Below are 23,671 nucleotides of genomic sequence, written 5' to 3'. Positions count from 1 at the left end.
ATGTGTATAAGAGACAGCCGCCCCTCACCTCCACCCTCCCCGTACTCCAGGACACCCTCGCCCTGCTCGTCGGCGGCGCCGAACCGCTGACCCGCCACCTGGAGGTCGAGACGTACACCTGGCAGGCGCTCCCGCCCGAGCTGCGCCCCCGCTCACGCGGCCGACTCGCCGAGGGCATCGCCGCCGAACTGACGCTGGCCCGCGACCTCCTGGTCGACCTGGGTCTCAAGGAGCTGCCATGACCGCCGACCCCAACCCCGACAAGACCCCGGAGCCGACGCCGGCGAAGGCCGCACCGGCCGACGACCCCGCCGCGCGGCCCACGCCCCTCCTCGTCCTTGACGTCGTCGGACTCACGCCCCGGCTCCTGGCCCACATGCCGAACCTCAAGAAGCTGGCCGCCGCCGGCTCGCAGAGCCCGCTGACCACCGTGCTGCCCGCCGTCACGTGCAGCGCGCAGTCCACGTTCCTCACCGGCACCCTGCCGTCCGAGCACGGCATCGTCGGCAACGGCTGGTACTTCCGCGAACTGGGCGACGTCCTGCTCTGGCGCCAGCACAACGGACTGGTCTCCGGCGACAAGCTCTGGGACGCGGCCCGCCGCGCGTACCCCGGCTACACCGTCGCCAACATCTGCTGGTGGTACGCGATGGGCGCCGACACCGACTACACCGTCACGCCCCGCCCCGTGTACTACGCCGACGGCCGCAAGGAACCCGACTGCTACACCCGGCCGCCCGCCCTGCACGACGAACTGCACGACAAGCTCGGCACGTTCCCCCTCTTCCACTTCTGGGGCCCCGGCGCCGACCTCGTCTCCTCGCAGTGGATCATCGACGCCACCCGCCACATCATCGACACCCGCCACCCCGACCTGGCGCTCTGCTACCTCCCGCACCTGGACTACGACCTCCAGCGCTTCGGCCCCGACGACCCCCGCTCCCACCAGGCGGCCCGCGACCTCGACGCGGCGGTCGGCCCGCTGCTGGACGACGCGCGCCGTGAGGGCCGTACCGTCGTCGCCCTCTCCGAGTACGGCATCACCAACGTCTCCCGGCCCGTCGACATCAACCGGGCCCTGCGCCGCGCCGGACTGCTCGAAGTCCACACCCAGGACGGCATGGAGTATCTGGACCCGATGGCGTCGCGCGCCTTCGCCGTCTCCGACCACCAGATCTCGCACATCTACGTGCGCCGCCCCGAGGACCTGGACGCGACCCGCGAGGCGCTGAAGGACCTCAAGGGCATCGAGGAGATCCTGGACGACGAGGGCAAGAAGAACTACGGCCTCGACCACCCGCGCTCCGGCGAACTGGTGGCCGTCGCCGAACCCGACGCCTGGTTCACGTACTACTACTGGCTCGACGACGCCAAGGCGCCCGACTTCGCCCAGCTGGTCGAGATCCACCGCAAGCCGGGCTACGACCCCGTCGAGCTGTTCATGGACCCCCTCGACCCGTACGTGAAGGTCAAGGCGGCCAAGGCCATCGCCCGCAAGAAGCTCGGCATGCGCTACCGGCTCGCGGTCGTCCCCCTGGACCCCTCACCCATCCGCGGCAGCCACGGCCGCCTCCCGTCGAGCGACGCCGAAGGCCCGCTCATCCTCTGCTCCACCCCCGAAGCCGTCACCGGCCGTACGCAGGCCACCGACGTGAAATCCCTGCTCCTCACTCTCGCAGGACTGCACTGATCTAAGGAGTCCCACGCATGAGCCGCAAGAAGTCAGTCGACCCGGAGCTCGCAGCCAAGCTCAGCCGGCGCAACATGCTGGGTGTGGCCGCGGGCACCGGTGCCGCCGCCATCCTCGGCCTCTCGGCGGCCACCCCCGCCGCCGCCGGCGAGCGTGGCCGCGGTCACGGTCACGGCAAGACCGAGCCCGTCCTCACCCCGGGCCACCTCGGCATCCAGCTCTACTCGCTGCGTGACAAGGTCAACTCGCTGGGCTTCGCGAAGGTCTTCGAGGAGCTGGAGCGCTTCGGCTACGACGAGATCGAGTACGCGGGCTACAGCCAGGGCAACGCGGGCGCCATCACCATCCCCCAGCTCCGCAAGCTGGCCCGGAACCACGGTCTGCGTCCGATCGGCAGCCACGTCAACTACGCCGACGACAACAACCCCGACGCGTACAGCTTCGCCCAGAATCTGGAGAAGGTGCTGGACGACGCCCAGGCGCTCGGCCTCGAGCACATAGGCACCGCGTCGGGCCCCTTCCGCCACGGCAACACCGTCGACGCCTGGAAGCGGGCCGCCGACGACTTCAACACCTACGGCGCCGCCGCCCGCAAGCGCGGCATGAAGTTCTACCAGCACAACCACGCCGAGGAGTTCTCCTTCGCGAGCGACCAGCCGGGCGTCCGCCTCTACGACGTCCTGCTCGCGGAGACCGACCCCAAGCTCGTCTATCTGGAGATGGACATCTACTGGGCGTTCGCCGCCAAGCACCGCTTCAGCCAGACCGGTGACGGCAGGCCCGCGCCGCTGGACCCGCTGAAGTACGTGCTCAAGCAGCCCGACCGCTACCCCCTCTTCCACGTCAAGGACGGCGTGAAGAACGAGGAGGCGCGCGACGGCTACGACATGGTCGACGTCGGCGACGGCGACATCGACTACAAGAAGTTCATCTCGGCCGTGAACAAGACCCACAACGGCCGCAAGACCCACCACTGGCAGGCGGAGCACGACAACCCGGTCGACTCCCTCCTGTTCGCCGAGAAGTCGGCGGACCACCTGCACTCGCTGCGCGAGAGGCGCGGCCACCACTAGGAACAAGAACGGCGGCTCCCCGTACGGCTGTTGGCCGTACGGGGAGCCGCCGTATGTGCGTCAGCGGCTCTCCGGCCCGCTCAGGCGTCCTCCCGGCCGATCGGATTCGGATTGGGCTGGATCTTCTTGATGTCGGGCCTGCCCGGCGCCTTGAGGAAGACCGCCAGGCACGCCGAGAACAGTCCGACGGCACCCGCGATGACGAACGCGGTGTTGTAACCCCAGTTGTCCACCACGACGCCGCCCACACCGGCACCGACCAGGCCGGAGATGAGCTTGGAGCTGTAGACCATGCCGTAGTTCGACGCGTTGTTGTTCTCGCCGAAGTAGTCCGCCGTCATGGCCGCGAACAGCGGGAAGATCGCGCCACCGCCGAAGCCGGAGATCATCGAGCAGACCAGGAACAGCGGCATGTTGCCGATCGACCCGGAGGCCAGCACGCCGAACTGCGAGAGGCCCAGGACGATACAGACGAAGATCAGTGTGTAGCGGCGACCGTACTTGTCGGATATCCAGCCGATGACGCCGCGTCCCGTGCCGTTCACGATGGCCTTCAGCGACATGGCCGTGGCCACGATCCCGCCGGCGAAGCCCATTTCCTTGCCGAACGGCACCTGCATCGCGATACCGAAGATGTTGATGCCCGCCGTGCAGAGCAGGCAGAACCACATCATCCACAGGACCGGGACCCGTGCCGCCTCCTTCGGTGTGTACTGCTTGACGGCCGGCGGGTTCTTCTCCAGCGCGCGCCGGATCCTCGGGTCCTCGGAGACCTTCAGCGGGTCCGCGCCCTCGGGCCACCAGAACTTCGGCGGGTCCTTGAAGAACCAGCCCGAGACCGCGACCATCACACAGCAGATCACGCCCACGAAGACGAGCACGCCCTGGTAGTTGCTCAGGTCCATGTACGTGCTGAACAGGAAGACGAAGGGCACCGAACCGTAGGCGAAACCGCCGTTGACGAGGCCGGTCTTGCCTCCCTTGCGCTCCGGATACCACTTGCCGACCATGTTCACGCAGGTCGCGTAGACGAGACCCGCGCCGATACCGCTGAACATACCGAAGCCGATGTACGCCACGATCACGTGCGGCGCGTAGGCGAGGGAGAGATATCCCAGCAGCGTGCCGAGCGAGCCGAGCATCATCGCGTAGCGGGCGGGCAGCCTGCCGCTCTCCCGGAGCTGCCCCGCGGGGAAGGCCACGGCCGCCTGGAAGAAGATCCAGACACCCATCAGCCAGAAGATGTGCCCGCTGCTCCACATGTGTGCCGTGTGGAGTGTGTCCTCGGCCGAGGTGAACGCGTACTCCGAGGAGCTGATCCCCATCATGCCGATCCATGGGAAGAGCACCATCGTCCACCGTGGACGGCCCATGATCTGCCGGTCGGACTGCCCGATGCGGTAGATACGGCCGTTCCGGTCCGCCACCTCCCTGTAGGGGACGGATGCGGAGATGTCAGTTGTCGCCATTGTCGATCGAACCCCTTGCGTCGAAGAAGTCAGGCCAGCGCCCCCTGTCCGTTCTCTTCGTGCGGGGGGCCTGCGATGAGCGGAATCCACAGGCCCCCTGGGTCGCACCGTCAGCTCATCCGGCGCCTCCCCACAGACCTCCGACGGTCGCGGCGCTCACAGCAGCCCCGCCGCCCTTGCCCAGCGGTACTTCGCGCCGAGCACCTCGACCGGCTTCTCCGTGGTGTACGGGTACGCCACGACGCCCCGCTCGTAGAGGTACTGGCACGCGGCCTCCACCTCGACGTCGCCCGCCAGCGACGCCACCACCGGCTTCTCGATGCCGCGTTCCTTGAACTCGGCCACCACCCGCGCCGTCAGCTCGGCGAAGACCATCGGCGGGGTGACGATCGTGTGCCAGTAGCCCAGGACCAGGGAGTGGATCCGGGGATCCTCCAACCCGAGCCGGATCGTGGCCTCGTACGTCGACGGCGGTTCGCCGCCGGTGATGTCCACCGGGTTGCCCGCCGCCCCGAAGGGCGGGATGAAGGCGCGGAACGCCTCGTCCAGGTCCGGCGGGATCTCCATCAGCGACAGGCCGTTGTCCACGATCGCGTCCGACAGCAGCACACCCGAGCCGCCGGCGCCCGTGATGATCACGACGTTGTCGCCCTTGGGGGTGGGGAGTACGGGCAGTCCGCGCGCGTACTCCAGCATCTCGCTCAGCCCCGGCGCCCTGATGACCCCGGACTGTCGCAGGATGTCCTCGTACACCGCGTCGTCGCCCGCCAGGGCCCCCGTGTGCGAGCCCGCCGCCTTCGCGCCGGCCGCCGTACGCCCGGCCTTGAGGACCACGACCGGCTTCTTGGGCACGGTGGCGCGCGCCGCGGCCACGAAGGCGCGGCCGTCCTTGAGGTCCTCCAGGTGCATCGCGATGCAGTCGGTGTTGTCGTCCTCACCGAACCAGGTCAGCAGGTCGTCCTCGTCGAGGTCCGACTTGTTGCCGAGCCCGACGATGGCCGACACACCCGTCCGGGTGGTCCTCGCGAAGCCGAGGATCGCCATCCCGATGCCGCCGGACTGCGAGGTCAGCGCCACGCCGCCCTTGACGTCGTACGGGGTGCAGAAGGTCGCGCAGAGATCCTGCCAGGTGGAGTAGTAGCCGTAGATGTTCGGCCCCAGCAGCCTGATCCCGTTCTCCTCGGCGATCGTCACGATCCGCTGCTGGAGTTCGTGCTCGCCGGTCTCCGCGAAACCGGAGGGGATCAGGACGGCGTTGGGGATGTTCTTGCGTCCGACCTCTTCGAGCGCCCCCGCGACGAACTTCGCGGGAATCGCGAATATCGCCACATCAGGCTCACCGGGAACATCCATCACGCTCTTGTACGCCTTGCGGCCGAGTATGTCATCGGCTTTGGGGTTGACCGGATAGATCTCGCCGGCGAAACCTCCGTCGATGAGGTTCCGCATGACCGAATTACCGATCTTGCCGTCCTCGTTGGAAGCACCGATCACCGCCACCGAACGCGGCTCCATGAGCCGCCGCATGGAGACCAGGATCTCCTCGCGCGAGTAGGTGCGCCGGGCGACCGGCACCTCGTCGGTGAGCAGGATCCGTACGTCGGCCGCCATGACCCCGTTCTCGGAGGCGAAGACCGGGTTGAGGTCCACCTCCGCGATGCCGGGGAAGTCGGCCGCCAACTGCGAGACCCGCACGACGAGATCGGCCAGCGCGTCACGGTCGACGGCCGCGCCGCCCCGTACGCCGCGCAGGATCTCGGCGGCCCGGATACCGTCCAGCATGGACAGCGCGTCGTCCTTGGTGGCCGGCGCGAGCCGGAAGGTGACGTCCTTCAGCACCTCCACCAGGACACCGCCGAGGCCGAAGGCCACGACCTTGCCGAAGGTGGGGTCGGTGACGGTCCCGATCAGGATCTCGGTGCCCGCGGGCACCATCTGCTGCACCTGGACGCCGAGGATCCGCGCCTTCGGGTCGTACTTCCGCGCGTTGGAGACGATCGTGGTGAACGCGGACCGCACGTCGGCCGCCGACGTGACGCCGATCCGCACGCCGCCCGCGTCCGTCTTGTGCAGGATCTCCGGCGAGACGATCTTCATCGCGACCGGGAATCCGAGCCGGGCGGCCACGGCCACGGCGTCGTCCGCCGACTCCGCGAGCGCCTCACCCGGTGTCGGGATGCCGTACGCGTCCGTCACCGCCTTGCCCTCGGGCGCGGTGAGGGAGGTACGTCCCTGTGCGAGCGCGGCCTTGATGATCGCGTCGACGTTGTCCTTGTCGGGCTTGAACGTATCGCTGTCCGACACTAGATGACTCCGTTCGTCTTCAGCAGGCGCAGTTCCTCGTCGCCGAGACCCAGTTCGCCGACGTACACCTCCGCGTTGTGCTCACCGAGCAGCGGAGACGCTGTGATGGTCACGGGGGAGTCGGAGAGCTTCAGCGGGCTCCCGACCGTGGTGAAGGTGCCGCGCTGCGGGTGCTCGACCTCGACGACCATGTCGTTGGCCGCGAGCGAGGCGTCCTCGATGATCTCCTTGGTGGAGAGGATCGGGCCGCACGGGATGTTGTGCGCGTTGAGCTTCTCCAGCACTTCCCACTTGGGGATCGTCGAGGTCCACTCCTCGATGAGCTGGAACATCTTGCCCAGCTTGGTGAGGCGGGCCTCGGGGGTCGCCCAGTCCGGGTCGTCGGCCAGTTCGGGCCGGCCGATCAGCGCGCTGACGGGCTTCCAGCCGACCGGCTGCACGATCACGTACACGTAGTCGTTGGGGCCGCCGGGCGCGCACTTGACGGCCCAGCCGGGCTGGCCGCCGCCGCTCGCGTTGCCCGAGCGCGGTACCGCGTCGCCGAAGTCCTCGTTCGGGTACTCGGCCAACGGGCCGTGCGACAGGCGCTGTTGGTCACGGAGCTTGACCCGGCAGAGGTTGAGCACCGCGTGCTGCATCGCGACGTTCACGCGCTGCCCGCGCCCGGTGGCGGTCCGCTGGTAGAGCGCGGCCAGGATGGCGGCCACCGCGTGCATGCCGGTGCCGGAGTCGCCTATCTGGGAGCCCGTCGCCAGCGGCGGACCGTCCTCGAAGCCGGTGGTCGACATCGAGCCGCCCATCGCCTGCGCGACGACCTCGTACGCCTTGAAGTTGGTGTACGGGCCTTCGCCGAAGCCCTTGATCGAGGCGTACACGATCTTCGGGTTGATCTCCTGGATCTTCTCCCAGGTGAATCCCATCCGGTCGACCGCGCCGGGGCCGAAGTTCTCGACCATCACGTCGGAGCGGCGGATGAGTTCGGTCAGGATCTCCTTGCCGCGCTCGGTCTTGGTGTTGAGCGTGACGCTGCGCTTGTTGCAGTTGAGCATCGTGAAGTACAGCGAGTCGACATCGGGGATGTCGCGCAACTGCTTACGGGTGATGTCGCCCGTCGGCGCCTCCACCTTCACCACGTCGGCGCCGAGCCAGGCGAGGATCTGGGTGGCCGAGGGGCCGGACTGCACATGCGTCATGTCGAGGACACGGACGCCGCTCAGGGCCTGGGGGCTCGTGTCGGGGGAGTTCTCCGGGGCTTCGAGAGCCTGGGTCATCATGGCCTCCCTTACTTGTACATGGTCTGGTTCATGGTTCCGGGGGCGTACGCGTCGGGGTCGACCCAGACGTTGATCAGCGAGGGCAGCCCCGACTCGCGGGCCCGCTGGAGCGCGGGCGCGATGTCGGCCGGGTCCCTGACCTCTTCGCCGTAACCGCCCAGCATCTGGGCGAACTTGTCGTAGTGGACGTCGCCGAGGGTGTTGCCGATCCGCTCGCGCTCGTCGCCGTACTTGGCCTTCTGGCCGTAACGGATCTGGTTCATCGACGAGTTGTTGCCGACGATGCCGACGAACGGCAGGTTGTAGCGCACCAGCGTCTCGAAGTCCCAGCCCGTCAGCGAGAAGGCGCCGTCGCCGAAGAGCGCCACGACCTCCTTGTCCGGCCGTGCCTTCTTCGCCGCGAGGACGAAGGGGACACCGACGCCGAGCGTGCCGAGCGGGCCCGGGTCCATCCAGTGGCCCGGCGACTTGGGCTGTACGACCTGACCGGAGAAGGTGACGATGTCGCCGCCGTCGCCGATGTAGATCGAGTCCTCGGTGAGGAAGTCGTTGATCTCGCTGACCAGCCGGTAGGGGTGGATCGGCGAGCTGTCCTTCTTGAGATTCGGCAGCCGCTTCTCGATCGCGGTCTGCTCGGCGGCGCGCAGCTCCTCCAGCCACGCCTTGCGCTTGACGGAGCCGCCGTTGATCCGCCCGCTCGCCGCCTCGGTGACCGACTTCAGGATCAGACCGGCGTCGCCGACGATGCCGAGGTCGATGTCGCGGTTCTTGCCGACCGTCCGGTAGTCGAGGTCGATCTGGACGACCGTCGCGTTGGGCGAGAGCCGCTTGCCGTAACCCATCCGGAAGTCGAAGGGGGTGCCGACGATGATGATGAGGTCGGCGTTGGTGAAGGCGTAGCGGCGGGAGAGCTGGAAGTGGTGCGGGTCGCCGGGAGGCAGGGTGCCTCGCCCCGCGCCGTTCATGTAGGCGGGTACGTTCAGCGTCCGTACGAGTTCGATGGCGTCGTCCGTGGCCCGGGTGGTCCACACCTGGCTGCCGAGCAGGATCGCCGGCTTCTCGGCACGCACCAGCAGGTCGGCGAGCTTCTCGATGGCCGCGGGGTCACCGGCCGAACGGGTCGAGGCCCGGTACTGACCGGCCTTGGGCACGCGTGCTTTGTCGGCCGGGACCTTCGCGTCGAGGACATCGCGCGGAATCTCCAGGAAGGACGGGCCGGGAGCGCCGTTGTAGCACTCGCGGAAGGCCATGGAGACCATGTCGGCCGCGCGGGCCGTGTCGGGGACGGTCGCCGCGAACTTGGTGATCGGCGTCATCATGTCCACGTGCGGCAGGTCCTGGAGCGAACCCATCTTGTGCTGGGTGAGCGCGCCCTGGCCGCCGATGAGCAGCATGGGTGACTCGGCACGGAACGCGTTGGCGACACCGGTGACGGCGTCGGTCGTGCCCGGTCCGGCGGTGACGACGGCGCAGCCGGGCTTGCCGGTGATGCGCGCGTAACCGTCGGCGGCGTGGGCGGCGACCTGCTCGTGACGTACGTCGACGACTTCGATGCCCTCGTCGACGCAGCCGTCGTAGATGTCGATGATGTGGCCGCCACAGAGTGTGTAGATGACCTCGACACCTTCTGCCTTGAGTGCCTTGGCGACCAGATGACCACCGGATATGAGTTCCTGGCTGTCGTCGGGCATGAGGTTGTCCTGTCCCTTCGTAGGGGAGCTCGGGGGGCTCTTGGGGGTGCTCCCGAGTGCTCCCGCGATGGATTGCATACAGTCGACGAATACTGTATGAAGCTTGTTATCCCGCATTCGGTGGGTGGTGTCCAGGGGGCGTGCGGCACTTTCATTCCTTTCTGTTGCAGTGGGAGCCGGCATGGATCTGTACGAGCACCAAGCACGAGACCTGTTCGCGGAGTACGGCATCGCCGTGCCGGAGGCCGAAACCGTCGAGTTCGCGAGGGAGGCCACGTTCGCGGCCGAACGGCTCGGCGGCCGGGTCGTCGTCAAGGCACAGGTGAAGACCGGAGGCCGGGGCAAGGCCGGCGGGGTGAAGCTCGCGGCCGACCCGGCAGCGGCGGAACTGACCGCGCGCCAGATCCTCGGGATGGACATCAAGGGCCACACCGTCCGCAAGGTGATGCTGGCCCAACCGGTGGACATCGAGACCGAGTTCTACGTCAGCTATGTGCTCGACCGCGCCGCGGGGACCTTCCTCGCGATCGCGTCCGCCGAAGGCGGCATGGACATCGAGGAGGTGGCGGCGACCCGCCCCGAGGCGGTGGCGCGGATCCCCGTCGACCCGGCCGAGGGCGTCACGGCGGCCAAGGCTGCGGAGATCGCGGCCGCGGCCCAACTGCCGCCGGAGACCGCCCCCGTACTCGAATCGCTCTGGCAGGTCCTGGTCCGCGAGGACGCCCTGCTGGTCGAGGTCAACCCCCTCGTCAGGACCGGGGAGGGCCGCATCCTCGCACTTGACGGGAAAGTGACCCTGGACGACAACGCCCAGTTCCGCCAGAGCCGTTGGGGCGACGACCAGCAGGACCCGGGCGCCGACCCGCTGGAGGTCGCGGCGGCCGCCAAGGGCCTCAACTACGTCAAGCTCGACGGCGAGGTCGGCATCATCGGCAACGGCGCGGGGCTCGTCATGTCGACCCTCGACGTCGTCGCCGGCTGCGGCGCCCGCCCCGCCAACTTCCTCGACATCGGGGGCGGCGCCTCGGCCCAGGTCATGGCCGACGGACTCTCCGTCATCCTGTCCGACCCCGACGTCAAGTCCGTGTTCGTCAACGTCTTCGGCGGGATCACCGCCTGTGACGCCGTCGCCGACGGCATCGTCCAGGCCCTGGAATCCGTCCGGTTGACCAAACCGCTCGTCGTACGCCTCGACGGCAACAACGCCGCCAAGGGCCGCGCCATCCTCGCCGACCGTGCGCATCCGCTCGTGGAGCAGGTCACGACCATGGACGGCGCCGCGCGCCAGTCCGCCGTACTCGCGAACGCCGGATAACACCGGACAGCCACGGACAGCCACGGACAACGCGGACAACGCGGACAACGGAGAAGTGGGAGAAGAGACCATGGCGATTTTCCTGACCAAGGAGAGCAAGGTCCTCGTCCAGGGCATGACCGGTGCCGAGGGCATGAAGCACACCCGCCGCATGCTGGAGGCCGGGACCGACATCGTCGGCGGCGTCAACCCGCGCAAGGCCGGCAAGAGCGTCGACTTCGACGGCCGGGCGGTCCCCGTCTTCGGCTCCGTCGCCGACGGCATCGCGGCGACCGGCGCGGACGTCACCGTCGTCTTCGTGCCACCGCCGTTCGCGAAGGCGGCGGTCGTGGAGGCCGTCGACGCGGGCATCGGCCTCGCGGTCGTCATCACCGAGGGCATTCCCGTTCATGACGCGGTCGTCTTCCAGGCGTACGCTGAGAAGAGCGACACCCGGATCATCGGGCCCAACTGCCCCGGTCTCATCAGCCCGGGACAGTCCAACGTCGGCATCATCCCGGCCGACATCGCCACCAAGCCCGGCAGAATCGGGCTCGTCTCCAAGTCGGGCACGCTGACGTACCAGTTGATGTACGAGCTGCGCGAGATCGGCTTCTCGTCGGCGGTCGGCATCGGGGGAGACCCCGTCGTCGGCACGACGCACATCGACTGCCTCGCCGCCTTCGAGGCCGACCCGGACACCGAACTCATCGTGCTCATCGGCGAGATCGGCGGCGACGCGGAGGAGCGGGCGGCGGCGTACATCGCCGACCACGTCTCCAAGCCGGTGGTCGGCTACATCGCCGGCTTCACGGCGCCCGAGGGCAAGACGATGGGCCACGCCGGAGCGATCGTCTCCGGCTCGTCGGGCACCGCGGAGGCGAAGAAGAAGGCGCTCGAAGCGGCGGGCGTACGCGTCGGCTCCACACCCTCGGAGACGGCGCGGCTCGTACTGGACAGGATCGCGATCAGCGCCTGAGCCGGACGGAGGCGCCGGTCCTCGACCACCGGCCGGCGCCGATTCTCGACCGCCGTCCTCGACCGCCGTCCTCGACCACCGGACGGACAACACCGTTGCGCCCTCGGTGGCCGGGCGGGCTCGACGAGCCCGCCCGGCGCCGGGGGCGGAGCCCATCGCACCACCGCCATACCGGACGACCCGTGCACCTCGTCCGGCAAACGCGCTCACGCGCCCCGCCCCCTTTCGAGCGGAGTAGAACCCATGGCACCCACCCTCATCCTGAAGCCGGGCACCGCCTGGTCCGACGCCTGGCAGCAGTGCCTCGCCGTCGCGCCCGAGGCCTTCCGGGACGACCACGTACTCAATCTCCGGTCCGCGTCCTGGCAGTCCGGTGGCCGTACCCTCCCCGCCTACAGCCCGGTCGACGGCAGCCCCGTCGTCGGCCCGCCACGGCTCGACGCCGCCGCCGCCCAGCAGGCCGTACGCGCCTCGCTCGACCAGCACCGCGCCTGGCGCCATGTCCCGCTCGCCGAGCGCCGCGCCCGCGTCGGCGCCACGCTCGACGCCCTGACCGAGCACCGCGAACTGCTCGCACTTCTCCTCGTCTGGGAGATCGGCAAACCCTGGCGGCTCGCCCGGGCCGACGTCGACCGGGCCATCGACGGTGTGCGCTGGTACGTGGACGGCGTCGAGCCCATGCTGGAGGGCCGCAGCCCGCTGGCGGGCCCGGTCTCCAACATCGCCAGCTGGAACTACCCGATGTCCGTCCTCGTCCACGCCATGCTGGTGCAGGCCCTCGCCGGCAACGCGGTGATCGCCAAGGCGCCCACCGACGGCGGCGTCGCTTGTCTCACCCTGGCCGCCGCCCTCGCCGCCCGCGAAGGGCTGCCGATCACCCTGGTCAGCGGCAGCGGCGGGGAACTCTCCGAGGCGCTGGTCCGCTCCCCGGAGATCGGCTGCGTCTCCTTCGTCGGAGGCCGCGACACCGGCGCCCGGATCGCCACCACCGTCGCCGACCTCGGGAAGCGCCACATCCTCGAACAGGAGGGGCTCAACACCTGGGGCATCTGGAACCACACCGACTGGGACGCGCTCACCGCCGTCATCCCCAAGCTGTTCGACTACGGCAAGCAGCGGTGCACCGCGTACCCCCGCTTCGTCGTCCAGCGCTCACTCTTCGCGGACTTCCTCGCGGCCTATCTGCCCGCCGTACGCTCCATCCGGCTGGGTCACCCCCTGGCCGTCGAGCACCCCGAGGACCCGCTGCCCGAACTGGACTTCGGCCCGCTCATCAACGCGGCCAAGGCCAAGGAACTGGACGACCAGGTCGCCGAGGCCATCGACCGCGGCGCGGTCCCCCTCCACCACGGATCGCTCGCGGACGGGCGTTTCCTGCCCGGCCAGGACACCTCCGCGTACCTCGCGCCGGTGACGCTCCTGAACCCGCCGCCGTCCTCGCCGCTGCACCACGCGGAGCCCTTCGGCCCGGTCGACACGATCGTCCTGGTCGACACCGAGGCGGAACTCCTCGCGGCGATGAACGCCTCCAACGGGGCGCTGGCCGCGACGCTGGCGACGGACGACCCGCAGACGTACGCGCGCCTCTCGCCCCAGATACGCGCGTTCAAGGTCGGCCACGGCCGGCCGCGCTCGCGCGGTGACCGCGACGAGCTGTTCGGCGGCTTCGGCTCCTCCTGGCGGGGCGCCTTCGTCGGCGGCGAACTGCTCGTCAAGGCGGTCACCAACGGCCCGGCCGGTGAGCGCCCTCCGGGCAACTTCCCGGACTACCACCTGATGCCGTGACGGTGAACCCGCCCCGGCCCTGAACCGGAATCGGCTGAGGTCGACCCGACCCCTCCTCAGCCGATTCCCCCAGGTCAGCGGGGTTGTCAGTACGCCGGTGTAGCGTCGGACCCATGAACTCGAACGATCTCGCCAACCTCGCGCACCTGCGGCGGGCACGGGATCTGATCGACCGGGAGTACGCGCGTCCGCTCGACGTGCCGACGATGGCCCGCCACGCGCTGATGTCGCCGGCCCACTTCTCCCGGCAGTTCCGCGCGGCCTACGGCGAGACGCCCTACAGCTACCTCATGACCCGCCGCATCGAGCGGGCCATGGCGCTGCTGCGCGCGGGCACGAGCGTGACGGACGCGTGCATGGCCGTGGGCTGTACGTCGCTCGGCTCGTTCAGTTCGCGCTTCACCGAGATCCTGGGGGAGACGCCGAGCGCGTACGCCGCCCGCGAGCACGGCGCCGTCGCGGCGATGCCCGCGTGCGTGGCGAAGGTGCGCACCCGCCCGACCAGGGACGCACCGAGCAGGATCCGAGAAGCGGGCCGCGAGAGCGCCGCCTAGCGTTGGTCCCATGACCATCGCACTCCAGTACAGCCACATCACCGTCAACGACCCGGACGAGGCGCTCGCCTTCTACCGTGACGCCCTCGGCCTCGAAGTACGCAACGACGTCGCCTCGGGCGGCTTCCGCTGGGTCACCCTCGGCAGCCCGGACCAGCCCGGCCTTGAGATCGTCCTCTCGGAACCGCACGCCGGCCGTTCCCAGGCCGACGGCGACGCCCTCCAGGAACTGCTCACCAAGGGCGTCCTCACGATGGCCGTCTTCCGCACCGACGACCTGGACGCCACCTTCGAGCGGGTCCGGGCCTCCGGCGCCGAGGTGCTCCAGGAGCCCATCGACCAGCCCTGGGGCCCACGAGACTGCGCGTTCCGCGACCCCTCGGGCAACATGGTCCGGATCTCGCAGGAGCCGAAGGAGTAGCCCCGGCGAGCCGGGGCCCACGGCGCCGTGGAAGGCCGTCCGTGCGCCCCGGACCACGGGATATGTGGGTGAAGACCACCCCCGAGCCCTGGTATCGTTCACTACGTCGCCCGGCGGAAACGCCGAGGTTCGACCACTCGTCCGGGTGGCGGAATGGCAGACGCGCTAGCTTGAGGTGCTAGTGCCCTTTATCGGGCGTGGGGGTTCAAGTCCCCCCTCGGACACTCAGTGAAAACCCCAGTTGATCTGGGGTTTTTCTGTTTTCCGCCCGTCTGGCGCAGGCCCCGGGCCCTCAAGATTCACCCCGGCCCCCTGAACCGCGGGACCGTGGGACCGCGGTGCTGACGGTGTGTGCGGGAACAGGTGCGGGTCGAGGGTGAGTTCGATCCGCACCTGTCCGCGTCCTGCGGTGTGGTTACCGTCGGCCACCGCCCGTCACGTTGCTCGGGGCGCGGGCCGCCGCCGGGCCGCCCGTGATCACGAAGCCCGATCCCGGCTGGGTGACGATGTTGCCTTCCGCCGAGTCGGTGATGGTCACGTTCGACAGGGTCGCGCCGCCGCGGGCGCCGCTCATCGCCAGGATGCCGGCGCCGTTGTTGGATTTGTCGATCTTGACGTTGTTGATCACGACGCCCGGCATGGTGCCGCCGCCCGTTTTGAACTGGATGCCGTCGTACGTCGAGTCGTAGATGTCGGTGTCCCGGATCGTGACGCCGGGGATGTCCCGGCTCGCCGCGAACAGGGTGATCGCACCGAACTCCTGGTCCTCGTTCCAGAAGGCGCCGCCCGTGCGGTGGAGGGCGTTGTTGGCGATCAGGGTCTGCCCGGAGAAGGGCAGGGGGTCGTGGTCGGTCGCCAGCATGATGCCCGGGTAGTTCGCCGTGTCGGAGACGATGTTGTTCTCGATCTTGTTGCCGTAGCCGCCGTAGACCGCGATGCCGGTGGCGCGCCAGGGCAGTTGGATCGTGTTGTTGGTGAACGAGTTGTCGTGCGCGACGTCGGCCGATGTGTCCTTGACGTACCGGTTGGCCCAGACCGCCAGGGAGTCGTCGCCGGTGGTGCGGAACGAGGAGTTGAACACCTTTGAGTTCCGCGTGCCGTTGGTGAAGTTGATGCCGTCGGCGTACGTGTTGCGGATCCGCATGCCGGTGAATTCGAGGCCGTCGGCGGGGCCCCAGAGGGACGGGATGTTGTCGTAGTCGCGGCCGACCCAGGCACCCACGTTGGCGTGCTCGATCCAGACGTTGGAGATCTTGGTGTTCTTGCCGAAGCGGCCGTTCAGGCCGACGCCGCCCTCGGCGTTGCCGTCGCCGCCGCGGATCCGGCCGGAGCCGAAGATCGCGATGTCGGAGATCTTGGTGTTGTCGTCGATGTCGAAGCCGAAGTTGCCCTCGTGCGGGTGGTTGATCCCGCCCGCGTTCTGCGGCTCGGTCAGGGTGTAGAGCTGTGAGTGCCACATACCCGCGCCGCGGATGGTGACGTTCTTGATGCCGATCTGGTTGAACTGCCCCTGGTTCAGCGGGTCGTCGGTCAGGATCTTCTTCTCCTGACGCCACTGGCCCGCCGGGATCCAGACGCACGCGATGTCGCCGTTCTGGTCGGCGGTGACCGCTGCCTGGATGGCGGTCGTGTCGTCGATCCCGTCGCCCGGCACCGCGCCGTAGTCCGTGATCGAGGTGCACTCGGCGGGCTTGGCCGCCGGAGCCGCCACCTGCTCCAGATCGATGAGGTCGATGTAGTAGAAGGACGCGCTGTCACCGGCGTCGCGCTGGAGCTTGAACTTGGTGCCCGCCGGATAGGTCGTGGACAGCAGCGAGTTGGCCTCGTCGAACAGCCTGCGGGCGTCGGCCTGAGGCGTGTTGGTCAGGGCCTCGGGGCCGTCCGTGTTCCCGTACAGCCAGCTGTGCTTCGAGGAGAGGTTCAGCTTCTTCACGAAGGTGTCGTTGGCGTACAGGCTGATGGTGGCCTCGGTGCCGCCGCCGTTCGGGGCGTCGGGGATCGAGTTGCGCACCACGATCGAGTTCGCCGGGTTGGTGGACGTGAACTCCACGAACTGGCCCGTGCTGCTCAGCCGTACCGACTTGCGCCCCGAGGACTCCGAGCCGAAGTTGGTGTGTCCGAAGGTGCGTACGGCGTCGGCCTCCACCAGGGTGCCCTGGTACCGGCCGGCCTCGGCCTCGTACTCGACGTACGGGACCGCCGCCCCTCGCCCGACCACGATCGAGCGGGAGAACGAGTTGTTCGTCTCGTTGGTCTCCGTCACGACATTGGTCGCGTCGGCGGTGGCCACGATGTTGGCGCCGCCGCTGGTGGCGGTCCAACTGCCGTTGACGCTCACGTTCGTTGTCGCGCCGGCCGCGATCGAGGGGGTGTTGGTGTTCAGCGTCGTGCCGCCCACCGCCACCCTGGTGACCGTGGTCGCGCCGGTCGCGGTGGTGCCGCGGTTCTGCACCGCCACGGTGAACGTGACCGAGGCCCCGACGGCGGGGTTCTGCGGCGTCGAGCCGACGCTCAGCACCTGGAGATCGGGGCCGGGGGCCTGTCCCACGACCAGCGAACCGGCCGCGGTGAAGCTGTTGTTGTCGTTGTCCTGCTCGACGATCGTGTCGGTCGGGTCCACCACCGCCGTCACCTTGTAGGTGCCCTCGGCGCGTTTGCCGGCGGCGACCTGGACGTTCGCGGAGGCGCCTGCGGCGAGGGCGCCGACGGCGGCGCTGCCGGCGACCGTTCCGCCGATGCTGACGTTGACGGTCGTCGGGCCGGACGCGGCCGTGCCGACGTTGCGCACCGTCGCGCTCACGGTGGTCGCGTCGGTCTCCACCGGGGCGGTGGGGGACCACGAGAGCGCGGTGACGGTGAGGTCCGGGTTGGGCGCGGGCCGCCCGACGACCTGGAGCTCGGCGACCTGGCCGCCCTGCGCGCCGGTGTTGGAGAAGATCTGGAGCTGCAGGTCGGCGACGCGCCCGGTGACCGGGATCCGTACCGAGTTCTGGTTCGTCGCCGGGTTGAAGCTGTAGTCGGCGCGCGCCTTGAGGGAGGTGAAGCCGGTGGCGCCCTGGGCGCGGCCGAGCACCTGGAGGTTCTGGGTACGGGTGCCCCACGCCGCGTCGGGGTTCAACTTGACCACGACGGAGGTGATGTCGGCCTCGGCCCCGAGCTTGACCGTCAGGTTCGACGGGTGCCCCGCGGACTCCCAGTACGTGTTGAGCTTGTCGTCGTTGGCGTTGGCCGCGACGAACGTGTGGATCGTGGAGGACGCCTCGATCGGCTTGCCGCGCGCCAGGTCGGTGCCGTCGTCACCGGGGTCGGGGTCGCCCGGGCCCTCGCCGGCGGGGCCGTAGATCTCGAACTCGGAGATCTGCGCCGCGGGCCAGCCCGTGTTGCCGGTGATGTTCAGCCGTACGTAACGGACGCCGCTGGACGGGAAGTCGATGGTGACGGTGTTCGCGGACGAGGGACTGAACAGCCGTCCCTGGGACGCGGAGAGGGTGCTGTAGCTGTTGCCGTCGGTGCTGCCCTGGACGCTGAGGGCCTGGGTGCGGGCCTCCCAGGTGGTCGGGAGCTTGAGCACCACCTGATCGACGGCGATGTTGGTGCCGAGGTCGATCCGGAGGGTCCCCGGGAACGCGTTGTTCGGACCCTCCCAGTACGACGCCTGGTTGCCGTCGGTGACGTTGGAGGCCGGATGGTTCCCCTCGGACCCGCTCGCCGACACGCTCTTGCCGGTCGACTGGTTGGGGCGCTCGGCCGCCGCGGCCGAGAGGGGGGTGAGCCCGACGGCGATCAGACCGGCCATGACGATGCCGGTGATCAGTCGCCAGGTGAGCTGTCTGGGTCTGAGCTGCTTCCGTGGCATGTGGTCCTCTGTTCAGTTGGAACGAGGGGGCAGGGTGGTGCGCTGCCATGAAGTTGCGAGAAGAGACTTAAGAAATTGAGCCACTTGCTTACTTTTTTGCGATTCACAGGTTGCAATCATGTCAACGGCTTGTCAACGGTTTTCGCACGAGTAACACGGGAGTTGTGCGGCGCACGGCGAACGCCCCCGCCGGCCACGGCGGGGGCGTCGGACGGTCCGTCAGAGGGCGGGAGTGGCGGGGCCCGGCAGGAGCGCCATGCGCTCCTGCTCCTCCGCGACGATCCGCCGGGCCAGCGACTGCTCCGAGATGTCGACCGCGTCGGGCGTGGACTCCGCGATGTCACTGTGCCGGGCGTACGCGTCGAAGAGGCGCTGCTTCGTGCCCAGCAGATGCAGCATCCGCTGGTCGACACTGTCGGCGGTCAGCAGCCGGTGGACCTGGACATGACGTATCTGTCCCATCCGGTGGGCGCGGGCGATGGCCTGCGTCTCCAGCGTGGGTTTGACCTGTGGCTCGCACAGGATGACCACGGACGCGGCCTGCAGATTGAGGCCGGTGCCGCCCGACTGGATCTGGCTGAGCAGGACCGCGTGCCCGGACGCCTCGGCGAAGCCGTCCACCAACTCCTGCCGCCGGGCGGCGGGCACCCGGCCGCTGAGCGGACCGAAGACGGTGGGCGGGGAGTCGACGGTGGAGGCAGGGCCCAGTGCCTCCTCCGCGGCCGTCAGCACATCGCGGAAGAAGGAGAAGACGACGACCTTCAGACCGTTCGACGCGGCGTCGGCGACGAGTTCACGCAGCCGCCGGAGCTTGGCCGACGTGGCCGGATCGGCGTACGCCGCGCGCCGCATGGCCATGAAGTTCCCGGCCGCCACGGCCTGCCGGTAGGCGGCGCGCGCGGCGGGGCTGAACTCCTCCCACTCGTCGACCTGTTGCAGCTCGGGCAGCTCGGTGAGGACATCCTGCTGATTGCGGCGCAGATACGCGGGCGCGACCGCCTTGCGGAAGATCTCGGAGCCGATGGCCGCGTCCCCGTCACGGATGCCGGGCAGCAGATCGGGCCGCAGATGGTGTACCAGATTGCGGAACTCGTCGACCCGGTTCTCCATCGGCGTCCCGGTCAGGAACAGGACGTGGTCCGTGCGCGCCGCCCAGCTCTCCACGGTCCGGGAGCGGCGGGTCTCGGGATTCTTCACATAGTGCGCCTCGTCCACGACGAGCATGCCGACCGTCACCTCGTCGGGGACGGCGAGGGAGCCGAGGACGTCGTACGTCGTGACCGCGACGTCCCCGTGCCGTGTCCACTGCCCCAGGGCCACCGACCGGTCCTGGCCGTGCACCCGGTACGCGCGCAGCGTGCTGCGGGACTCGATCTCGCGGATCCAGTTGATGACGACGCTGGCCGGGCAGACCACCAGGAAGTGGGTACGGCCTTCCGCCCTGAGGTGCGCGAGGGCTGCGATCGCCTGGATGGTCTTGCCCAGACCCATCTCGTCGCCCAGGATCACCCGGCGCTGGGCCAGCGCGAACCGGGCCCCGAACGCCTGGTAGCCACGGAGCGACACCCGCCGGTGGGTGTCGTCCAGCCGCTGCGTGCGGACGCGCTCCGAGATGTCTCCGGGCAGGAAGCCCTCGGCGGCGTCGACGTCCGGGCCGGCTTCGGAGAGTTCGGCCAGGAGGACGAGATAGTCGGCGGGCCGCACCTGGAAGTCGAGCCACGCCTCGTCCGCCGGGACGACGGGCCGCAGCAGATCCGTGGCCGCCTGTGCGAGCAGGAGCGGGATCTCGCGATCGGCGGCGTCGTCGAGGAACGCGTCGACCGACCGGACGGCCAACTGCGCCTGTTGTCTGCGCCGCTTGCCGGTGAGCAGCATGCGCAGCCGGTCGCCGGCCGGGCGCGCCGGGGGGAGCAGCGGGGCCAGTTCGGCGTCGATCCGCGCCGCGGCGGCGAGGGCGCGCGGGATGTCGGGTCCCGCGTTCACCATCCGGCTCAACGCGGTGACCAGGGCCGTGGCATGCGGATCGTCGATGTCGTCGGCGTCCACCCGGACGGCGACGTGCTCCTCCATCGCCTCCGCGATCCGCCGCGCGGCGGCGATGGCGTGACCCGCGCTCCGCGTGCCGATGCCGGGGATGCCGCGCAGCTCGTACGCCGTGGAGTCGAGTACCTTCCCGACATCCGCGTACCCGGCCTGTTCGAGCGTGCCCAGCCGGAGCCGGCCCTCGGTGACGTCGGCGAGCCGGGAGACGGGGATGCCCGCCAGCTCCCGGCGGACCAGGGCGTCGCGCAGCGGGGTGATGGCGCTCAGGACACCGCCCCGTACGTCGGCGTGATCGGCGGTCACCCGGCGCGCCGTGGCGAGAAGCCGGTCGGCGCGGTCGAGCACGGCGCGCGCGCCGCCGCCCACCGGCACCGGCTTCCCCTCAGGCCCCGCTCCGTCGCCCATGACGCCTCTCGTGGTCACCACATCCGTCGAAATCCGGTCGAGCGACATGATTCCACGGGGGTACGACATCGCCGGACGGCTGATTTCGGCGCGCCCGGCGATATCCGTTCGGTCGTGCGTGCGGGGTGGTGCGGTCGTGGACCGCGGCGCCCCGCCGTGAACTAGGCGGCCATGGTCCAGCGTTGGCTGGCGCCGCCGTCGCAGGTGCGCAGCTCCAGCCTCGTACCGTTGGCCGTTCCGCCGGCCGCCGGCGTCAGGCACTTGCCGGACGCGACGCCGACGACGCTGCCGTCCGCGTTGACGCGCCACTGCTGATTGGCCGTGCCGCGGCACTCCCAGATGATGACCGGGGTGCCGTCGGCCGTGGCGGCGCCGCTCGCGTCGAGGCAGCGGTCGCCGTACACGCGCAGTTCGTCGGAGGCCGTACGGGCCCACTGCTGGTTCGCCCTGCGGTGGCAGTCGTAGACGATCGTCCGCGCGCCCGTGGTCGTGACGGCGCCGTCGACGTCGAGGCAGCGGCCCGACTGGCTGTTGACGAGGGTGCCCTGACCGGGTGCCCCGAGCGGGATGAGGCTGCCGGGCACCGAGCGCAGGGCGTTGTACCAGACGGTCGCCATCTTGGCGTAGCCCCCGGCGTTGGGGTGCACGCCGTCGGCGAGGTCGGCCACCGTCAATGCCTTGTGCATGTCAACCAGATGGACGCGCGGACCCTTGCCGCCGACGATGCCGGGCAGCGCCGCGTTGAACGTCTTGACCCGGGCTTCGAGGTCGGGGCTCGACTCCGGCGTGATCGTCGCGACGAACAGCTCGATCCCCGGCTTCTGTTGGAGGATGCGGTCGATGAGGTCGGAGAGCCGGGCCGGGGCGTTCGCCAGGTCGTAGTTCTGGTTCACATCGTTCGTACCGATCTGGAGCATGATCGTGCGCGGGTCACTCGCGGCGAGCCAGCCGTCGATGTTCGAACGGAGCTGGTCGATGCGCCAGCCCGAGTGACCCTGGTGGTCGTGGTCGCCCAGCTCCGGCGGGCCGTTGAACTGGGAGCCGACGAAGTCGACGGTGTAGCCGCCGGTGGCGAGGTGCTGCCAGAGGTTGATGCGGTAGCCGCCGGGCACGTTGTGCCCGTGCGTGATCGAGTCGCCGAGAGGCATGATCCGCACGCCGCCGTTGGACTCCGCGGGGGCTACCGGTGCCGCGGGAGCGGCGGCGGCGGGTGCCTGGGTGAGTGTCATGAGTGCCGCCGTGACGGCGAACACCAGGAGGCTGAGGAGAGCTTGCGCACGGCGTGAGGCAGTTCTTCGCAAGGCAGGTCCTTCCTACGGGCCGCCGAGGAATGGGGGGTGCGCGTGGTGCGTCCGGTGGTACGTGCGCGCATGGAGGGAGGTGCGGGGGGAGAGTGGCGGCCATGTCGTGGATACCACCGGCCGGTGCCTTCGGCGAGGGATCGCGCAACGATGTCGGCCGAATGCCGCCTATCCGGCCACCGTTCGACGGCCTTCCGGCCAGGAACGAACGCGACCGTCGTGCGTGATCGGGCTTCCGGTACGGAGTCAGTCCTCGTACAGCAGCCGGTGCAGGAACCTGTTCGTGAACTTGCCCGCCGGGTCCAGGGAATCGCGCAGCCCCAGGAAGTCCGCCATGCGCGGGTAGCGACCACGCAGCTCGGCCGGCGCCGTCGTGAACACCTTGCCCCAGTGCGGCCGTGCGTCCAGACCCTCCAGTGCCGCTTCGAGCCGCGTGATCACCGGCACCACCGACGCCGTGTCCTTGACCCAGGTGAAGTGCAGCGCGACCGTGTCCCGGCCCTCGGCCGGGCTCAGCCACAGCTCGTCGGCGGCCACGGTGCGCATCTCGCAGACCTGGAGCACGGGCGCCATCACCGGCCCCAGCCCGGCCACCGCCCGCAGCGCCGCGACGGCGTGCCGGCGCGGCACCAGATACTCGGACTGGAGCTCCTCGCCGTTGCTGGGGGTGAACTCGGCCCGGAAGTGCGGCAGTCGGGCGTGCCACGGCCCCGGCACCCCGCGCTGCTCGGTGCAGTACGTCGCGGGCATGCCGGGCACGGGATGCATGGGCCCGGTCGCGGGTTCGGCCCAGGGGAAGTCCGGTTCGGGGGAGTCCGACGCGGGGGAGTCGAGGCGCTTCAGCCAGACCTGGCCGAAGCGCGGGGCGCTCCAGTCGGTGAACAGGCTCACGCTGTACGCCGCCGAGGTGATCGCGTCGAAGTGCTCCTCCAGCACGGCGAGCGGCAGCCCGGTGTGGACGAACTGCCGTACGTCGAAGGCCGGAACCAGGTCCAGGGTGAGCGAGGTGACCACCCCGAGGGCGCCGAGCGACACCACGGAACCGGCGAACCGGTCGGCGTCCCGCTCCCGGTCCAGCGTCAGCGAGTCGCCGTCCGCGGTGACCAGTTCCACGGTGCGTACGGCGGTCGCGAGCGAACCGGAGGCGTCACCGGACCCGTGCGTGCCGGTGGCGACCGACCCCGCCACCGAGATGTGCGGGAGGGACGCCATGGTGTGCAGGGCGAGACCCTGGACGTGCACCTTCCGGGCCAGCTCCGCGTACCGTACGCCGCCCGCGACACGGACCGTACCGGCGGCCGTGTCGACGTCCACGGTCCGGGGCAGCTCCGCGAGCGAGACCAGGGCGCCGTCGGTGTCGGCGATACGGTTGAACGAGTGCCCGCTGCCCAGTGCCCGCACGCGCGGGCTCCGCGCGACGAGCGCGCGCAGCTCGTCGAGCGTGGTCGGGCGGTGCACCCGGTCGGCGGAGAAGACGATGTTCCCCGCCCAGTTCGATCCCGCGCCGTCAGCCACTGGCCGCCCTCCTTCTT

Annotated in this window: 15 protein-coding genes, 1 tRNA gene and 1 pseudogene; 9 read left to right on the top strand and 8 right to left on the bottom strand. The window is 69.6% G+C overall.

Features of this window, described 5'->3' with window-relative positions; all coding sequences use genetic code 11:
* The 3 genes and pseudogenes from P3L51_RS24165 to P3L51_RS24155 all read left to right on the top strand — a co-directional run.
* A pseudogene (locus tag P3L51_RS24165) lies at positions 1–242 on the top strand (metabolite traffic protein EboE); the annotation flags it as partial.
* Positions 239–1,690 (top strand): alkaline phosphatase family protein, encoded by a 1,452-nt coding sequence (locus P3L51_RS24160; protein WP_354607372.1) that lies wholly within the window; start codon positions 239–241, stop codon positions 1,688–1,690. The pseudogene P3L51_RS24165 and the gene P3L51_RS24160, both read left to right, overlap by 4 nt.
* 17 nt (positions 1,691–1,707) lie before the next feature.
* Complete coding sequence (locus P3L51_RS24155; protein ID WP_354607371.1) at positions 1,708–2,763, top strand: sugar phosphate isomerase/epimerase family protein; 1,056 nt, start codon at positions 1,708–1,710, stop codon at positions 2,761–2,763.
* A gap of 80 nt (positions 2,764–2,843) precedes the next feature.
* Here the strand turns inward: P3L51_RS24155 and P3L51_RS24150 are convergent, their stop codons facing one another.
* From P3L51_RS24150 to P3L51_RS24135, 4 genes are all read right to left on the bottom strand, one after another.
* Positions 2,844–4,232: an OFA family MFS transporter gene (locus P3L51_RS24150; protein ID WP_354607370.1), complete on the bottom strand. Its 1,389-nt coding sequence runs from the start codon at positions 4,230–4,232 to the stop codon at positions 2,844–2,846.
* Positions 4,233–4,388: 156 nt separating this feature from the next.
* Entirely contained in the window at positions 4,389–6,488 is a 2,100-nt protein-coding gene (locus P3L51_RS24145; protein ID WP_435594513.1) for an acetate--CoA ligase family protein, read from the bottom strand.
* Positions 6,489–6,535: 47 nt separating this feature from the next.
* Positions 6,536–7,807 (bottom strand): formyl-CoA transferase, encoded by a 1,272-nt coding sequence (gene frc, locus P3L51_RS24140; protein ID WP_354607374.1) that lies wholly within the window; start codon positions 7,805–7,807, stop codon positions 6,536–6,538.
* Positions 7,808–7,818: 11 nt separating this feature from the next.
* Complete coding sequence (locus P3L51_RS24135) at positions 7,819–9,501, bottom strand: thiamine pyrophosphate-binding protein (protein ID WP_354607368.1); 1,683 nt, start codon at positions 9,499–9,501, stop codon at positions 7,819–7,821.
* A 181-nt stretch (positions 9,502–9,682) separates the two neighbouring features.
* Between P3L51_RS24135 and sucC the strand changes: the two genes are divergently transcribed.
* From sucC to P3L51_RS24105, 6 genes are all read left to right on the top strand, one after another.
* Positions 9,683–10,816: an ADP-forming succinate--CoA ligase subunit beta gene (gene sucC, locus P3L51_RS24130; protein ID WP_354607367.1), complete on the top strand. Its 1,134-nt coding sequence runs from the start codon at positions 9,683–9,685 to the stop codon at positions 10,814–10,816.
* A gap of 70 nt (positions 10,817–10,886) precedes the next feature.
* The gene (gene sucD / locus P3L51_RS24125; RefSeq protein WP_354607366.1) at positions 10,887–11,774 is read left to right on the top strand and encodes a succinate--CoA ligase subunit alpha; all 888 of its coding nucleotides are present in this window, start codon (positions 10,887–10,889) and stop codon (positions 11,772–11,774) included.
* 243 nt (positions 11,775–12,017) lie between these two features.
* A complete protein-coding gene (locus P3L51_RS24120) occupies positions 12,018–13,559 on the top strand; it encodes an aldehyde dehydrogenase family protein (protein WP_354607365.1) in 1,542 nt (513 codons plus the stop codon).
* A 113-nt stretch (positions 13,560–13,672) separates the two neighbouring features.
* Positions 13,673–14,113, top strand: coding sequence for a helix-turn-helix transcriptional regulator (locus P3L51_RS24115; RefSeq protein WP_354607364.1), 441 nt, complete (start codon positions 13,673–13,675; stop codon positions 14,111–14,113).
* A gap of 10 nt (positions 14,114–14,123) precedes the next feature.
* Positions 14,124–14,534 (top strand): VOC family protein, encoded by a 411-nt coding sequence (locus tag P3L51_RS24110; RefSeq protein ID WP_354607363.1) that lies wholly within the window; start codon positions 14,124–14,126, stop codon positions 14,532–14,534.
* A 139-nt stretch (positions 14,535–14,673) separates the two neighbouring features.
* A tRNA-Leu gene (locus P3L51_RS24105) sits at positions 14,674–14,758 on the top strand.
* A 191-nt stretch (positions 14,759–14,949) separates the two neighbouring features.
* Here P3L51_RS24105 and P3L51_RS24100 read toward each other — a convergent pair.
* From P3L51_RS24100 to P3L51_RS24085, 4 genes are all read right to left on the bottom strand, one after another.
* Positions 14,950–18,390: a CARDB domain-containing protein gene (locus P3L51_RS24100; RefSeq protein ID WP_354607362.1), complete on the bottom strand. Its 3,441-nt coding sequence runs from the start codon at positions 18,388–18,390 to the stop codon at positions 14,950–14,952.
* 219 nt (positions 18,391–18,609) lie between these two features.
* Entirely contained in the window at positions 18,610–20,838 is a 2,229-nt protein-coding gene (locus tag P3L51_RS24095) for a DEAD/DEAH box helicase (protein WP_354607373.1), read from the bottom strand.
* A gap of 161 nt (positions 20,839–20,999) precedes the next feature.
* On the bottom strand, positions 21,000–22,067 hold the full coding sequence (locus P3L51_RS24090) for a ricin-type beta-trefoil lectin domain protein (RefSeq protein ID WP_354607361.1): 1,068 nt from the start codon (positions 22,065–22,067) through the stop codon (positions 21,000–21,002).
* Positions 22,068–22,385: 318 nt separating this feature from the next.
* Positions 22,386–23,654 carry a D-arabinono-1,4-lactone oxidase gene (locus P3L51_RS24085; RefSeq protein ID WP_354607360.1) on the bottom strand — a complete coding sequence of 423 codons (1,269 nt, stop codon included), beginning with the start codon at positions 23,652–23,654 and terminating at the stop codon, positions 22,386–22,388.
* Positions 23,655–23,671: the final 17 nt, after the last annotated feature.

Source organism: Streptomyces panacea (assembly GCF_040560175.1).
Classification (GTDB): domain Bacteria; phylum Actinomycetota; class Actinomycetes; order Streptomycetales; family Streptomycetaceae; genus Streptomyces; species Streptomyces panacea.
The sequence above is the reverse complement of the archived record's forward strand: the minus strand, read 5'-3'. Positions and strand labels throughout refer to the sequence as shown.